14 protein-coding genes are annotated in these 15,536 nt (G+C 33.4%); 6 read left to right on the top strand and 8 right to left on the bottom strand.

Annotated elements, in window-relative coordinates:
- Positions 1 to 219 precede the first annotated feature (219 nt).
- Positions 220 to 1,497: a metal-dependent hydrolase family protein gene (locus QYS47_RS06705; RefSeq protein WP_322348131.1), complete on the bottom strand. Its 1,278-nt coding sequence runs from the start codon at positions 1,495 to 1,497 to the stop codon at positions 220 to 222.
- Between the two features lie 32 nt (positions 1,498 to 1,529).
- Positions 1,530 to 1,970 carry a hypothetical protein gene (locus QYS47_RS06700; RefSeq protein WP_308357269.1) on the bottom strand — a complete coding sequence of 147 codons (441 nt, stop codon included), beginning with the start codon at positions 1,968 to 1,970 and terminating at the stop codon, positions 1,530 to 1,532.
- A gap of 73 nt (positions 1,971 to 2,043) precedes the next feature.
- On the opposite strand from QYS47_RS06700, the gene QYS47_RS06695 reads away from it, so the two are divergent.
- Entirely contained in the window at positions 2,044 to 2,637 is a 594-nt protein-coding gene (locus tag QYS47_RS06695; RefSeq protein WP_322348130.1) for an acyl carrier protein phosphodiesterase, read from the top strand.
- Between the two features lie 57 nt (positions 2,638 to 2,694).
- Here the strand turns inward: QYS47_RS06695 and QYS47_RS06690 are convergent, their stop codons facing one another.
- From QYS47_RS06690 to QYS47_RS06665, 6 genes are all read right to left on the bottom strand, one after another.
- On the bottom strand, positions 2,695 to 3,069 hold the full coding sequence (locus QYS47_RS06690) for a carboxypeptidase regulatory-like domain-containing protein (protein WP_322348129.1): 375 nt from the start codon (positions 3,067 to 3,069) through the stop codon (positions 2,695 to 2,697).
- A gap of 50 nt (positions 3,070 to 3,119) precedes the next feature.
- A complete protein-coding gene (locus QYS47_RS06685) occupies positions 3,120 to 3,794 on the bottom strand; it encodes an ATP-binding cassette domain-containing protein (RefSeq protein WP_322348128.1) in 675 nt (224 codons plus the stop codon).
- The gene (locus tag QYS47_RS06680; protein WP_322348127.1) at positions 3,787 to 4,707 is read right to left on the bottom strand and encodes a hypothetical protein; all 921 of its coding nucleotides are present in this window, start codon (positions 4,705 to 4,707) and stop codon (positions 3,787 to 3,789) included. Before QYS47_RS06680 ends, QYS47_RS06685 begins: the two co-directional genes overlap by 8 nt.
- A 78-nt stretch (positions 4,708 to 4,785) precedes the next feature.
- A complete protein-coding gene (locus tag QYS47_RS06675) occupies positions 4,786 to 5,862 on the bottom strand; it encodes a fatty acid desaturase family protein (protein ID WP_308357274.1) in 1,077 nt (358 codons plus the stop codon).
- A 281-nt stretch (positions 5,863 to 6,143) separates the two neighbouring features.
- Positions 6,144 to 7,199 (bottom strand): arsenosugar biosynthesis radical SAM (seleno)protein ArsS, encoded by a 1,056-nt coding sequence (gene arsS / locus QYS47_RS06670; protein ID WP_322348126.1) that lies wholly within the window; start codon positions 7,197 to 7,199, stop codon positions 6,144 to 6,146.
- Positions 7,200 to 7,203: 4 nt separating this feature from the next.
- Entirely contained in the window at positions 7,204 to 7,542 is a 339-nt protein-coding gene (locus QYS47_RS06665) for an arsenosugar biosynthesis-associated peroxidase-like protein (RefSeq protein WP_322348125.1), read from the bottom strand.
- Between the two features lie 297 nt (positions 7,543 to 7,839).
- Here QYS47_RS06665 and QYS47_RS06660 point away from each other — a divergent pair, with 297 nt between their 5' ends.
- From QYS47_RS06660 to QYS47_RS06640, 5 genes are all read left to right on the top strand, one after another.
- Entirely contained in the window at positions 7,840 to 8,532 is a 693-nt protein-coding gene (locus QYS47_RS06660) for a TIGR04282 family arsenosugar biosynthesis glycosyltransferase (RefSeq protein WP_322348124.1), read from the top strand.
- Between the two features lie 65 nt (positions 8,533 to 8,597).
- Entirely contained in the window at positions 8,598 to 11,804 is a 3,207-nt protein-coding gene (locus QYS47_RS06655) for a SusC/RagA family TonB-linked outer membrane protein (protein WP_322348123.1), read from the top strand.
- Positions 11,805 to 11,815: 11 nt separating this feature from the next.
- Positions 11,816 to 13,255 (top strand): SusD/RagB family nutrient-binding outer membrane lipoprotein, encoded by a 1,440-nt coding sequence (locus QYS47_RS06650; protein ID WP_322348122.1) that lies wholly within the window; start codon positions 11,816 to 11,818, stop codon positions 13,253 to 13,255.
- Positions 13,256 to 13,299: 44 nt separating this feature from the next.
- Positions 13,300 to 14,685 carry a sodium:solute symporter family transporter gene (locus tag QYS47_RS06645; RefSeq protein WP_322348121.1) on the top strand — a complete coding sequence of 462 codons (1,386 nt, stop codon included), beginning with the start codon at positions 13,300 to 13,302 and terminating at the stop codon, positions 14,683 to 14,685.
- A complete protein-coding gene (locus tag QYS47_RS06640; protein WP_322348120.1) occupies positions 14,682 to 15,488 on the top strand; it encodes a metallophosphoesterase family protein in 807 nt (268 codons plus the stop codon). Before QYS47_RS06645 ends, QYS47_RS06640 begins: the two co-directional genes overlap by 4 nt.
- Positions 15,489 to 15,536: the final 48 nt, after the last annotated feature.

Genomic DNA, 15,536 nt, shown 5'->3' with positions numbered 1-15,536 from the left:
ATATCTATATCTTTTTAAAATAGATATTCAACAGCCGTACCAAAATACTAAAGCATCATTTAAGGCATTAAAATGAACTTTTGGCTGGATTGGATAGAGGGAATTGTATAATAATCGGACAGTAGAATGTACAAATATGTACACTGATTCATTACAGTACAGAAACAAAAAAGCCCACTTTTGTGGGCCTTACTATATTTTGATTGTATCTGATGATTTTTAGTTCTTATAAATCTTTCCTTTTTTCATCACAAATTTAACATCCTCCATTGTATTAATATTTTCAGTTGGATCATCTTCTACTGCAATAATATCAGCCATTTTACCTTTAGCAATAGAACCATATTGATCATATACCTTTAATAGTTTAGCTGGAGTAACTGTAGCTGATACAATAGCCTCCATTGCAGGCATTCCTGCTTCTACCATATAACCAAACTCTTTCCCATTTTCCCCATGTTTAAATACACCGGCATCAGTACCAAAGGCAATGTTCACACCTTTCTTATAGGCCTTCGAAAATGTTTCTTGAATTTTAGGACCAATCGCCTTAGCTTTTGGCACTACCACTTCAGGATAATAGCCTTCAATTTCAGCTAATTCAGCTACACTTTTACCCGCTGTAATAGTAGGTACATAGTAAGCATCATATTCTTTCATCAACTCCATCGTTTCTTCAGACATTAAGGTACCATGTTCAATGGTTTTAATTCCAGCTCTAATGGCTCTTTGCATACCTTCATCTCCATGAGCGTGAGCGGCTGTGATCATACCATAATCATTAGCTGTTTCTACTATAGCTTTTAATTCATCTTCAAAAAACTGAGGATTTTGGCCATTTTTAGCCATACTTAATACGCCACCTGTAGCCGTAATCTTAATGACATCAGCTCCGTTTTTATATCGTTGTCTTACAGCCTTTCTAGCTTCTTCAGGGCTATTCACTACTCCCTCAGCAGGACCAGGATTCCCCATTAAATCACTTTTGTATCCATTGGTTGGATCAGCGTGACCACCTGTAGTAGCAATTGATTTTCCGGCTGAGTAAATAGTAGGCCCATCTACATAACCTTTGTTAATGGCATCTCTAAGACTCGAGTTTACTCCAGTTCCCCCCAAATCCCTTACAGAAGTAAAGCCAGCCATTAATGTTTTTTTAGCATAAACTACAGATTGAAATGCAATATCGGCTTCATTCAAAGTAAATCTCTTAATATAACCATCTTTAGCAGTTTCACTTTCAATATGAACATGCATATCGAATAATCCTGGCATAACTGTCTTTGACTTAAGATCAATGACTTCAACACCATCTTCAGCATTTTTATAGCCTTTTTCTAAACCGACAATTTTTTGTCCCTCCACTATTACGGTCATTTCTTCTAAGATCTTACCTTTTTCAACATCAATCAATTTACCACAATGCAAATAGCTTGTTTGAGCCAAAGAAGAAAAACTCAAATAAACCAAAGAGAATAATAGAATTAGCTTTTTCATATAGTATTTATTAGTTAATGGATATTTATTTCTTATAGAAAGTCCTCCGGGTAATTGATGTATAGCTCTAATTCCTCATCTTTCAATTCAGGCTCCTCATTCACATCTTTTGCGGTTACTATAGAATTTGTAATGCTTCCTACCAGTCCTCTGTCTAATCCCATCCTTTCTGCAATAACAGAACACATCTGAGCTTCTCTCTCATCTAGTTTATTATCGACCAGCATCATTTGGATATATTCATATAGAAAAACAATCTTTTCTTTTAAAGTATCCGGTTCTTCAAAGCTTATTTCAGAAGATTCATCAATAATTTTATCTACCTCCTTTTCAGTCACCCCATTTTTACGTCCTAGCGCATAAAGGTATCTTTTTTCTTCCTTTACAAAGTTATTATCAATTTTAGCTAACTGATATAAATGTATCAGATGAGAATGTATTTTTTCTTTAGTCAAGGCAAGTTGAAATTTCATTTTAACACACAATATAAAGCAAGATACAAAATGTTATAGGTATTTCCATTGAATTTAACTTATATTGAAGTCCATGAATATTTTGGCTCACATATATCTTTCAGGTGAATCTGATGAAATAAAAATCGGGAATTTTATAGGTGATTTTGTTAAAGCATCTGATATGGAGCGTTTTAATGAAGGGATCAATAGAGGTATAAAATTGCATTGGGCAATTGACGAATTCACTGATCATCACGCTGTTGTACAAAAAAGCAAAGATAGATTAAGACCTAAATATGGACATTATGCTGGAGTTATTATCGATATTTTTTATGATCATTTCTTAGCTAAAAATTGGAATGATTTTCACTCTACCCTTCTTAGAACATTTGTAGATGACACCTATAACATGTTTAATCAAAATTTAGACATCCTTCCTGAAAATGTTCAATATGTTTTGCCGTATATGATTAAAAATGATTGGTTATATAATTACCAATATTTTGATGGAATTGAAAAAGTGATGCAAGGGATGGCGAATCGATCGAATTTCAATTCTAAAATGGAACAGTCAATCGATGAACTGAAAAAATATCATAAGGAATTTGAGAAAGAGTTTCAGGAGTTTTTCCCAGAGCTTATTGACTTTTCCAAGACCTTCCTAGAAATGAAAATGAATCATTAGAAATAAAAAAAGCTGATGATAAAATCACCAGCTTGAAATAAATGCTATTAAGTACAACTACTGAATCACAATAGCTACTTTATTTAGCTTTTTGGCCACTAATGTATCAGTTTTAACACCTAAGTTATTATTATTCATTTTACCTTTCTCGGCATAAACGTGATAAACTGTAGGCTCTAAATCTTTGAAGGTTACTCTTCCTTTATCATCAGTCATCTGAGGCTCAGTAACTGGATTTTCTCCTTTTCTATAATCCTCATTACTACTATATAAAGTAACCCTTGCTCCTTCTTGAATATTACCTAAATCATCCTGAATTGTGATTCTAAGATTAGTCTTAAAAAATTGATCATTAATATCTTTAGGGGTAAATTGAAAAAACAAAAATGCTGATATTGTTAATAAACTTAATGTTAGTGTTAATTTTTTCATACTATTTTTTTTCCAGTTAACGTTCGATTTTTAGAATTGTTATTGAATCATTATAATCCTAGAATACCTATATCTTTTTTAAAACCAGATTTTATTTCAGATTCTAATTTACTAAAATGGCTTTTTGTAAAACCTGAACTTAATTCGCCCTCCTCAAAAAGAAATATCTGATCACAAATAGTGGTTAAGCTTGAGTAAATATGTGAGGAGACTAGTAATATCTTCCCTAATTCTTTTAGCTTTAAAAAAATATCTGATAGTATTAAATTACTCTGCATATCCACACCATTAAATGGCTCATCCAATAAGAATACTTCATTTTTCTGCATTAAAATGGCCAATAAAGCTAGTTTCTTCTTCATACCTGTAGAATAATGAGATGCATATTCATCTAAAGGAAGATCAAAGATGTTCTTTTTATCGAGATCATTATAATCTTGATTTCTAGCATTACACATTAATACAATATATTCGCGACCAGTCAATTTTGATAAAAAATCAGGCTCGGTAAGCAGGAGTCCTGTATTATTCTTCAAACTAGAGAAACTTGAAGTAATGGAACCATAATAATCCTCAATACCTGCTAAACATTTAAAAAATGTGGTTTTACCAGCACCGTTAGCTCCAACAATACCATAAATCTGTCCTCCATCAATACTAAGATTGATGTTTTTCAATATAGACTTCTTACCATACGATTTCGATAGATTCTCTATTTTAATCATCTAAATATTTAGCTAAACTCTTTACAGATTGAACATAAAAATACGGAATTAAAGCAATTAAGAGTGGAGGAAAATATACAGCCAATGCAACTAACATACTTTCTTTAACTCCAATTCTTTCTGGAAATGCAGAATATTTTAATAAAATTGCTCCTGATAGAAAAAGTGCTCCCAAAAAATAAAAAATCAGCATTAATAAAATTTTATCGCTAAAAAAGTAAAAGAATAATACTAATTCAGCACCATAAAGCACGAAATGTTGAACAAAAGCCAATTTAATTTTTTTCAATAGAAATAAATGTGATCTATGCTTGTATACCCATACATACCCGAGCAGATCTTGATGCATAAAATATCCAGCTGAAAGTATAAACTGTATAAAAATGACGAATAATGCTAGATGAAAATTAGCATACATAATAGATATAGCAACTAAGAAATACGAAGCTAATATTAGTGGGAAAGTTTTTCTAAAGCCTATGATAAACTCATAAGGGTACTTCCCGAATGGAGTTGGAACTACAATGTTAAATGAAAATCCTCTTTTATAAAAGGCAAGTAAAAAACTTAAAATGAAAAGAATTAGAGCCAACTGGGGGTATGAATAATAAAGTAAAAAAACTGCAAATGGAAGTGAAAGAATTAAACTCTCAATAAGCCTGATTTTATAGAATTTTTTAGGTGGAAAGCAAAATTCTAGAAACCCCAACCTTCTTTTTGAAGCTATTTTTGCTATCAAAAATATAGGTACTAAGATGTAAATAAAGTGAAGGTTATTATTCTCTGAAAGAGTATAATTTGAAAAGAATACAAATGCAATAAATATCAAGGCCCAACCTAAATACTTATTAATCCCTGCATCAGTTATGTACCTACTAAGGATTTTAAGCTGAATCTTAAAATAAACCTTCAAAATCAATTCCACTTATTAAATGACATAAAAAAAGCAATAAATATCTATTTATTGCTTTTTTCGAGATTACACAAAAAACTATGCTGTTTGCCCAATCAATTTTAAATGTCGAGTATGTGAACCCATTGCAGCTAACATGCTTGGAAATTCATTATAAGCAATGTTAAATTGTTCGCAGGTTTCTTTAACCAACTTATTGATAGCAGGGTAGTGAACATGGCTAATTCTTGGAAATAAGTGATGTTCTACCTGGAAATTCAATCCTCCTGTATACCAATTTAATATTTTGCTTTTAGTACCAAAGTTAGCGGTAGTTCTAATCTGATGAATAGCCCATTCGGTAGGGATAACTCTTTCACCTTCTACTGGTGCATCATGAAAATCAGTAGATTCTACAACGTGAGCTAATTGAAAAACTACTCCAATTGTCCAACCCGTCACCACTGAAACTGTTAAATATCCTAAAACAGTAGCTAAAACACCTTTCATTAAAATAGGTAATACAAAGAAGGTAGTGATGTATGCTAACTTTGTAGCCCAGAAAATGATATGCTCTTTAACGCTCATTTTAGCTAATTCCGTATTGGCTACTTTTCTTGTAAAATACTTTTTGAAATCCTGAAAGAAAACCCAGAATGCATAAGATGTTGCATACAACGGATAAGCATATACATGCTGAAACTTATGATACCATCTTTTCTTTTGGTGAGTAGATACTCTAATAAAAGGACCTATATTAATATCATCATCCATCCCTTCTATATTGGTAAATGAATGGTGATTCTTATTGTGTTTGTTTTTCCAGATGAAAACTACCCCGCCCATAAGGTTTAAGGTTAATCCCATCATGTAGTTAACATGCTTATTATTTGAGAAGCTCCCGTGAGCTCCATCATGCATCACGTTAAATCCGATAGCCGCTAAATTTAAACCAAATAAGCCGCATAGGACAAGTGATAACCATACAGGCATGCTGACAAAAACGATTAAACCATACAGTAACCCAAATGATGCCAATAAAATAGTCGCTTTTGTATAAAGCTTTCTATTACCCCAGGTTTTTAAGTCGTTTTGTTTGAAATAGGCGTCAACTTTCTTTTTCAATGTTGGAAAAAAGTTGTTGTCTGTGATTTTTGTTGCTGATACTTCTTGCATATTATAATTGTAAAGAACCTGCATAACGAGCAGGTGTTATGAATCGTTCATAAATTTAAAACTAATTAATCAGGACCCATAAATTTCAAGAACTATTTATGGTATTGTGGAAAAATAAATCATTTTGTTCAGTAATTTATTCTGAATATTATACAAAAGTTAAACATCTGCGGAATTTTCAATCGAATAACTCTGGTAAAAATACATTTCATTGTCTCACTAGCAAAAAAAAACCGATTTATGAGATAAATCGGTTTTAATTAATCTATTATAGTAATTATTTAGGATGTAGCACCTCCACAGCTAGAACCACTTCCAGCAGTACAACCAAAACAATGTTGATTTACTAATATCTCTCGAGATTCTAATTTATCAAGATCAAATTCACTGATATGTTGAAGGTTTTCATCCTTTAATTTCATTTCAAGCATTTGATTAAAATCGCAATCATACAAATATCCATCCCAACTTATCGATATTGTATTTCTACACATCACATTAGCGGCAGCCATCGGATTATAGCTATCAATTAGTTTCTGCATGTATTGCTCGTAATTCCCACTATTGATCAAATAATCTAAATATCTACTAATAGGGAGATTGGTAATGGCATACAATTCGTTAAAAATGATACCAAAAGCATCAAACAGCTTTTTCTTAAATTCCTTTTGTAATGATTCTTGACTTCCCGGCATAAAGGCTCCACTCGGATTATGCACTAAATGTAACATCAATCCTGTCCCCTCTTTACCATAACCTACTTCATTTAACATTTGCAATGCTTTAATAGATTTATCGAAAACTCCATCTCCTCTTTGAGAATCTGTTCTTAAGCGAGTGAAATGAGGCATCGAACAAACTACTTCTACTTTATGCTTAGCAAAAAACTCTGGTAAATCATTATATTTTGGGTTAGCCAGAAAAATGGTAAGATTGGACCTTACAATCACCTTCTTATTAATTTTAGATAATTCTTCCACAAACCATCTAAAATCAGGATTCATTTCTGGGGCACCTCCAGTTAAATCAACTGTGGAGATGTCTGTATCTTTAATAGCATCTATGCATTGCTGCATAGTTTCTCTTGTCATGATTTCTTTCCTATCAGGTCCAGCATCAACATGACAATGCCCACAGGTAAGATTACACATATAACCCACATTTACCTGAAAGATGTCAATCTTAGTAGGCTTTAAAGGGTCAAGGCCTGTTTCATTCAACTTGCTTTCAAAAGAAGTGAAGTATTCACCATTTTCTTTCGGTTGATTTAAGAAATCAAGTTGTTTCTTAGCATAGGATAATAAGTGTTGTCTTCTCTTAAGGGTAGCTAAAGTCATAAAATTACATTAAAAGTTCTTTGGTTTTATTCATCATTTGTACTCCATGTACGAGGGATGCTCCACCACGGATTGCAGAAGCTACATGAACTGCTTCCATCATTTGGCCTTCCGTAGCCCCTTTTTCTAGTGAACCAGAGGTATAAGCATCAATACAATAAGGACACTGCACTGCATGAGAAACTGCTAATGCAATCAACGCTTTTTCTCTTTCCGTAAGTTCACCTTCTTTAAATACTTCACCATAATAATCGAAGAACTTCTTTCCTAATTCGGGCGAAAACTCACTTATATTTCCAAATTTTCTTAAATCATCTGAATTGTAATAATTCTTATTGCTCATAATCTTAATAATATTTTTGAGTACTAATTTGTTTAAACTGATTGAATGTTTACTTACGGCATTTCTGATTTAGCAGATGCCTATTATTTTCATTTAAATCAATATCATAATTCAATTTTAATGACTAATATCATAATTATTAATCACTATCTGGCATTGAAGGCTAACTAATTCCAATAATGACTGTTAGATGACAAATCAATTCATCTGTTTCCACTAAATTAGTTTGAATGCTGAATAAATATAAGTTCTAAAATCCAGTTTGGATTCTATATCGTTCATAGAGAACAAATTTATATGATGACGAAAAAAACTGCCATACTATTATTGAACAGAAGTGCGCATGAAGAGGCCCAGGCAAAAGGCTTTCTTTCTAAGAAGAGTGCAACTAAGGCAGTAAAATTGATTCAGTATTTAAAAGACCAGACTCATCAAACTGCTCAAAGAATAAATCTCCCTGTTTTAAATTTTGATAGCAAAAAGCAGAAAGGCGAAAATTTTGGAGCTAGAATTACTCATGCAATTAAATCCTCTTTTGAAAAAGGATATGATAATCTAATCATTATCGGAATTGATAGTCCGGGCCTAAATTACAGACATATTCATAAAGCAAAGTCTATACTTGAGACTTCTGAAAAAACAATTTTAGGCCCATCTCATGATGGAGGCGTTTATTTAATTGGCATCAATAAAAGTAATTTTTGTGAAGCAGAGTTCTTAAACTTAGCTTGGCAAACAGAAGACTTACAACAAAGCTGGAAAAAAGTAGATTCAGATATAGAATGGCTAAATCCTTTAACTGATATAGACCAATTAGAGGATTTATTTGAATTTCTACCTAAATTTGACATTACATTAACTCAGTTCCATAAACTGATTTCTATAATTCTAAAGGTATTTAAACAAATTTATCTTCCCTTAAAAATAGATCTCTTAAGATCTATTTCTATTCTCTCATTTGGTTTTAGAGCTCCTCCTCAATTAGCTTAATTTCAGCTCTAAAAAACTTATTAATAAATATGAGAATCATTTTCTCATTTTAAACCAAAACTAAAATGAAAAGAATCTTATTGGTAGCGATATTATGCTGCCTGTACACTTCCTTGTTTGCTCAAGAAAAAATAGTAAGCGGTAGCGTTTTTGATCAAAATACAAAAGAACCAATCCCTGGAGTAAATATTTATTTAAAAAACAGTAATCAAGGGACTACCTCAAGTCTGGATGGCTCATTCTCATTAGCAATAAAGAATGACACCAAAACGATTGTATTCAGTTTCATAGGCTATGAGCAAAAGGAAATTAATATCAATAATTACAATGAGGACCTAACTATTTACTTAAAAGAAAATGCTTTAGAACTATCTGAGGTGGTAGTAACTGCACTAGGTTTTGAACGGCAGACTAAAAATCTGGGATATCCAGTCCAGAAATTAGATAACAAGCAAGTATCAAATGTAAACACCCCAAATTTCACGGATAATCTTGCAGGGAGAATTGCTGGTGTAACCGTAAGTAGCGGAGTAACTGGGGTAGGATCCACTTCAAAAATTAACATAAGAGGAGAAGCATCCTTCACGAATAACAATCCACTTTTCATTGTAGATGGCACTCCTATTAACAATAATACCATTGTTAATAATTCAACTGATTTAGCTGAAGGATTTCAAGAAATTGATTTCGGTAATGGAGCCATGGATATTAATCCTGATGATATTGAAAGTGTTAATGTATTGAAAGGACCAGCGGCTGCAGCCTTGTATGGAACAAGAGCTTCGAATGGTGTGATTATCATTACTACAAAATCTGGAAAGAACAGTGCTGGACTTGGCCTTAGCCTTAACAGTAGCTTCTTTTTGAAAGAAGCTTTTCAGCTGCCTCAATTTCAAAATGAATATGGACAGGGTAATTCTGGAGAATTCGCATTCGGAGATGGCCTAGGTGGCGGAGTAAATGATGTAATCTCATACAGTTGGGGACCAAAATTAAATAATGGATATATCACTCCTCAATTTGATAGCCCCGTGACTCTACCAAATGGGCAAGTGGTCAGAGGTGGAGATGTGGCCGTACACGGTGGAGCGCCTATTACTCCTACTGAAATGATTGCTTATCCTGACAATCTGAAAGATTTTTATCAGACGGGTTACACTTCCATTCAAAATATTGCGATCAGCAACAACATAGAAAATGGAAATTACAGACTCTCCTTTACAGACTTAAGAGATCAATCTATTATTCCTGGAGTGAACTTAGACCGTAAAACCCTAAGGGCTAATGTAGGATTTAATCCTACAGATAAACTGAAAGTCAATAGCCATATTCAATACAGTAACTCATCTAGTGATAATAGACCCTCAAATGGATATGGTTCAGAAAATGTAAACTACTCAATTGTTGCATGGGGACCTCGATCTTTGGATGTAAATGCTTTAAGAGATTATTGGCAACCTGGCCTAGAGGACATTCAGCAGTATTCCTTTAATTACACTTATTTTGACAATCCTTTTTTCACCTTGTATGAAAACACTAACTCCTTTAATAGAGATAGGATATTTGGAAATATTTCAGCTCAATATCAATTCAACTCTAAGCTGAGCTTGATGCTAAGAAGTGGTATGGATTATTCCGATGAATTAAGAAAATTTAAAAGGGCATTTAGTACCAATCGCTTTAAAAATGGAGCATATGCTGAGCATGATGTTTTTTACAGAGAAATAAATACTGATGCAATTATAAATTACAATGACAATTTCGGATTATTGGGACTTGATTTTTCAATAGGAACTAATCGACTTGATCAATTAGCCATTACACAGCAAGCTCAAGCTTTATCATTAGCACAAGCGGGTATTTTTAAATTATCGAATTCTGCAATACCAGTAGAAATTGATGATTTTGAAGCTCAAAAAAGAATCAACAGTGTTTTTGGAGTAGCAAAATTAAGTTGGTCAAATTATTTGTTTACTGAAATTACAGCTAGAAATGATTGGTCAAGCGCATTGGCAACACCAGAATCAGTTGAAAACACTTCATTTTTCTATCCCTCTATATCCACAAGCTTCATACCTTCTTATTTGTATGATTTGCCAAATTTAATTTCATTTTTACAGCTGAGAGGAAGCTGGGCTCAAGTAGGTAATGATACAAACCCATACCAAACAGCAGGGATTTACAATTCAACAACTCCCTACATGGGACAACCTGCATTTAGTAGTCAGAGTACAATCCCGAATTCAAATCTATTACCTGAAAGAAATACTTCTTTAGAATTCGGAACTGATATCCGCTTCTGGCAAGATAAATTGAGGTTTGATTTCACATATTACAATACCTTAACCGAAAATCAAATCATAGCCTTACCGGTACCGGTAAGCTCTGGTTATAATCAGCAAATTGTAAACGGAAGTAAAGTAAGAAGTCAAGGAATAGAAATCATAGCAGGATTACAAGCCTACAGAAGCACTGATTTCAATTGGAATACAATCTTCAATTTCAGTAGAAACGTTTCAATTGTTGAAGAATTACCTGATCAGGTAGACCGTTTAACACTCGCCTATTCTAGAATATATGATAGTGATAATCAAACCGTTTGGTATCAGGTTGAAGAAGGTGGCAGATTAGGTGATATGTATGGAACGGGTTATTTAAAAACAGACGATGGTCAATTTATTTTAGATGAAAATGGAAATTTCATCGCTGACAATACACTTCAAAAGCTAGGGAATTATAATCCTGATTTTATATTAGCCATTTCCAATGACTTTAATTACAAAAATTTTAATAGCAGTTTTCTTTTAGACTGGAGGCAAGGCGGAACTTTAGTTTCTAGAACTTTAGCTTTAGGTGGAGTTGGAGGTCAATTGATTGAAGCCGTAAACCGAGATCAAGATATTGTCGCTGAAGGAGTTGTAAATGTTGGGACTGAAGAGAATCCTGTGTATGAACCTAATACCACAGCCATTAGTCCAGAAAGTTATTACCGACAGTATTATGATAGAAATCATGAGGAGAATAATACTTATAATGCTAGTTATTTAAAGCTAAGACAACTCTCAATAGGATATGATTTCCCTCAATTCAAATCCTCTGAAGCTCAATTAAGCCTTTCCTTAGTAGGAAGAAATTTATGGGCTTGGAGTGAAATTCCACACTTCGATCCAGAACAATTAGCCATTCAAGGCAACAATTTTGTTAGTGGCGTGGAAGACATGTCGTATGCCAGCAGCAGAAGCTATGGCGTTAAAATATCCCTTAACTTTTAATCAAAGGCAAGATGAAAAATATTAAACTATATATCTTTTTCCCATTTTTTCTTTTAATAGGTGCTTGTACTGATGATTTTCAGGAAATCAATACTAATCCAAATGCTCCTGTTAATATTCAACCAGAATTATTATTGCGCCAAGTTATATATGACTACGGAGAACAAATGTCATATGAGGGTTTTGTTGCAGGGAATTTATTGGGGCAATACATGACTGCGATTGATTTCAATTTATTTGATAGACATGGTCTTAAAAATCCACAACTAGGTGGAAACCCATGGCCAATCATTTACCAAAATCTGTTGGACAATGAAGAAATAATTCGAATAGCACAAAATTCAGAGACATTTAAAGTTTATGAAGGCCCCGCCTTGATCATGAAAGCCTATATGACAGCTGCATTAACCGACATATTTGGAAATGTCCCTTATTCTGAAGCCTTAAATGGTCAAGAAGGAAATGTAACACCAAAGTTCGATGACCAACAAGAAATCTATTTAGGAGAAAATGGAATTCTTGATAATCTGGAGAGGGGAATTCAGTCCATCAAAAACTATGATGGCAATCTTACTTTAGGAGGAGATATTTTATTTGAGGGTAATTTAAATGCATGGATTCAATTTGCCAATTCACTTCGAATTAAAGCATTCATGAGAATTTCAGATCGGGTAAATATTAGTGAGGACCTACAAAGGATTTTTACAGAAGGAAATTTTATTAGTGATTACTCTATGAATGCAACTTTCGATTTCACTGATGGAAGACCTAATAATTTCAGAATGGCTACCTTAAGAGAAGGTGACTATAATCTTTTCATCATGTCTGAAACCATGCAAGAGATTTTAGAGAAATATGAAGACCCAAGAGCTGAAATACTATTTAGGCCTGCAGTAAATTCAGGCGAATTCAATGGTTTAAGAAACGGACCAGATGCTTCTCAAATATCCATTTCAGTTGCAGATTATTCTTTAAGTGGTAGTATATTCAGAACGAATACAAGTCAGTTGGATGCTAATTTCATGACCAGCTGGGAAACCCATTTTTTATTAGCCGAGGCAGCTTATAAAGACTACATCAGTGCAGATGCTAAAGCATTATATGAAACCGCAGTTTCACAAGCTTATGAATATTGGCACACCAATTTACCAAATGATATTTTCACTACTGGAAATACCGCTTTTGGTGAAAATGGAAATGATCCATTACAACAAATAATTGAACAAAAATGGTTAGCCAATATCATTAATGGCTATGAAGGTTGGATAGAATGGAAAAGAACGGGCTATCCAGAGCTAAAGACGGTTTCAGCCAGTTTGAATAATAATATAATTCCAGTTAGAATGCCTTACCCTAGCAATGAAGTCACATTAAATCAAGAACAGTTAGAAAAAACAAGTGGTAATCCATCTAATGATATTAATCAAAGAACATGGTGGGACATTGATTAGTACAAAATTCATATTCATTCATTAATACTATTAGTTTTGTGTTTATGCAAGATATTGAAATCTATCAATGGGGGCTGATTATCGTAAGCAGCCTCCTGTTTTTCTTTCTAGCTCCCTTTTCAAAAAAACCATCTGAATTTTTTAGTGCATTGTCTGTAAAAGGAAAGCAGCCCAATATCATTATGCTCACTAGCAGCTTGGTGATCTCTTGGATATTTGCTAAATCAATAACTAATGCTGCTAATTTAGGACTCGAATATGGAATGGTGGGCGGTATTGCGTATGCTACTTATTATTTATCCTTCATAGTTGCTGGAATAATAATATATAAACTCAGAACGAAAGGTAATTTTAATAGCATTCATCATTTCTTAAGGTCGAAATTTGGTTCTAATGCAGTTTTGATTTTTTCCGTATTAATTGCCATCCGTTTATTCAATGAAGTATGGTCAAACACCATGGTAATTGGCAGCTATTTTGGTGAAATGGGAAGCCAACCTTATTACCTTGCTATTATAGTTTTTACTGCGTTAACATTAGCCTATACATTAAAAGGGGGATTAAGAAGTTCACTTTTAACTGATGCTATTCAGATGGTGTTCTTTGGAATTTTACTGTTTGTTTTACTTAAGTTAATTATGACAGATGAATCTCAAAACATAAGCAACTATGTAGGAACAGGAGAATGGAATTTTGCTGGCGGTCTTGGTCTTTTGTTAGTTGCCTTTTTACAAATTTTCAGCTACCCTTTCCACGATTCTGTTATGACAGACCGAGGTTTTATTAGCCCACCCAAGCAAACTTTAAAAAGCTTTATTGCAGCTGCAATCATAGGTTTTGTATGTATTACTCTGTTTTCGTTAATAGGTATTTTTGCTCAATTTAAAGGTTTGAAAGGGCAAGCGGCTGTAGAAGTTGGTAAATATTTAGGTGTAGGAAGTATGCTTATGCTCAATTTTATCATGGTTACTTCAGCTGCATCAACTCTAGATTCTGCTTTTTCATCATTTTCAAAACTAAGCATTATTGATTTAAAACTTCAAAAGTTACCAACGGTTAAAATGGGAAGGATAGTTATGGTGATTTTAGCAGTTTTGGGTACAATTCCCATTTTCTTAAATCCAACAATTCTTTCTGCTACAACTATTAGTGGAACCATGGTTTTAGGTCTAGCTCCGATATTCTTATTATGGAATTTGAAAGCACCCAAATTATCATTTTTCTTAGCAATTTTTAGTGGAATACTAGTAGGTTTAATTCATGCATTCGATGCATTTCCTGAAATAATGATCTTAACTGAAGGTCCTTACGCTAATTTACTGTCAGCAAATATTTGGGGGAGTATTTTATGTTTTGTAGGATATATAATTCCCATACTCGTTTCAAATAATAAATCAAATCAAGCAGAAAGTATAAAAACGATATCATGAAAAATATAGGTGAAATAAAGGGTGAAATTATTGTTTTTGGTGGGGTTTACAGCAATCTACAAGCACTGGAAAGCTTAAAAGAATATGCAGATGCAAGAGACATTTCATCACAAAATATTTTTTGCACTGGTGATGTGGCTGGTTATTGTGCTCAACCCGAGGAATGTGTTCAGCTGGTTAAAGAATGGGGAATAAACTGTATAGCAGGTAATGTAGAATTGCAATTAGCATCTGGAGAAGATGATTGTGGATGTGATTTTGATGAAGGGAGCAGATGCGATGTATTTTCAAGACAATGGTATCCTTATGCTCAATCAAAGCTTTCAGAAGATTCTATTAATTGGATGAAAGAATTACCCGAACATATTTCATTCCATTATGGAGGTAAGAAAGTAGTGATGGTGCATGGCTCCTATACTGGCACTTCTGATTTTATTTTCAAATCTACTCCATGGGAGGAAAAAGAAAGGCAATTTAAAGCAACAAATGCTGATATCATTATAGCTGGGCATTGTGGATTACCTTTTACCGATCAGAAAGACAGTATGAAATGGGTGAATGCTGGAGTAATAGGAATGCCTGCAAATGATGGTCAAACTTCCGTTTGGTTTATTGAATTAAATGAAAAATATGATGTAACACCGCACCAAATGGAATATGATCATATAAAGACCAATAAATTAATGGTAGAAAACTCGCTTCCTGAAGCCTATGCCAAAACCTTGCTTAGTGGCATATGGGATAATTGTGAAATTTTACCTGAGGCAGAAACCAATTTGCAAGGCAAAATGATCCATTTCTAGTTAAGATGTTGGAAAAGCAAAGGTATTCTTATACTTTACAATTGTATA

Source organism: Marivirga arenosa, from assembly GCF_030503875.2.
In the GTDB taxonomy this organism is placed as follows: Bacteria; Bacteroidota; Bacteroidia; order Cytophagales; family Cyclobacteriaceae; genus Marivirga; species Marivirga arenosa.
This window is presented reverse-complemented; position numbering and strand designations above follow the sequence as displayed.

Excerpts from the sequence above, each read along its gene's own strand:
- QYS47_RS06640 (WP_322348120.1), top strand. The coding sequence starts at position 14,682 with ATGAAAAATATAGGTGAAATAAAGGGTGAAATTATTGTTTTTGGTGGG.
- QYS47_RS06660 (WP_322348124.1), top strand. The coding sequence starts at position 7,840 with ATGATGACGAAAAAAACTGCCATACTATTATTGAACAGAAGTGCGCAT.
- QYS47_RS06685 (WP_322348128.1), bottom strand. The coding sequence starts at position 3,794 with ATGATTAAAATAGAGAATCTATCGAAATCGTATGGTAAGAAGTCTATA.
- QYS47_RS06650 (WP_322348122.1), top strand. The coding sequence starts at position 11,816 with ATGAAAAATATTAAACTATATATCTTTTTCCCATTTTTTCTTTTAATA.
- QYS47_RS06690 (WP_322348129.1), bottom strand. The coding sequence starts at position 3,069 with ATGAAAAAATTAACACTAACATTAAGTTTATTAACAATATCAGCATTT.
- QYS47_RS06645 (WP_322348121.1), top strand. The coding sequence starts at position 13,300 with ATGCAAGATATTGAAATCTATCAATGGGGGCTGATTATCGTAAGCAGC.
- QYS47_RS06700 (WP_308357269.1), bottom strand. The coding sequence starts at position 1,970 with ATGAAATTTCAACTTGCCTTGACTAAAGAAAAAATACATTCTCATCTG.
- QYS47_RS06665 (WP_322348125.1), bottom strand. The coding sequence starts at position 7,542 with ATGAGCAATAAGAATTATTACAATTCAGATGATTTAAGAAAATTTGGA.
- QYS47_RS06695 (WP_322348130.1), top strand. The coding sequence starts at position 2,044 with ATGAATATTTTGGCTCACATATATCTTTCAGGTGAATCTGATGAAATA.
- QYS47_RS06675 (WP_308357274.1), bottom strand. The coding sequence starts at position 5,862 with ATGCAAGAAGTATCAGCAACAAAAATCACAGACAACAACTTTTTTCCA.
- arsS (WP_322348126.1), bottom strand. The coding sequence starts at position 7,199 with ATGACTTTAGCTACCCTTAAGAGAAGACAACACTTATTATCCTATGCT.
- QYS47_RS06705 (WP_322348131.1), bottom strand. The coding sequence starts at position 1,497 with ATGAAAAAGCTAATTCTATTATTCTCTTTGGTTTATTTGAGTTTTTCT.
- QYS47_RS06655 (WP_322348123.1), top strand. The coding sequence starts at position 8,598 with ATGAAAAGAATCTTATTGGTAGCGATATTATGCTGCCTGTACACTTCC.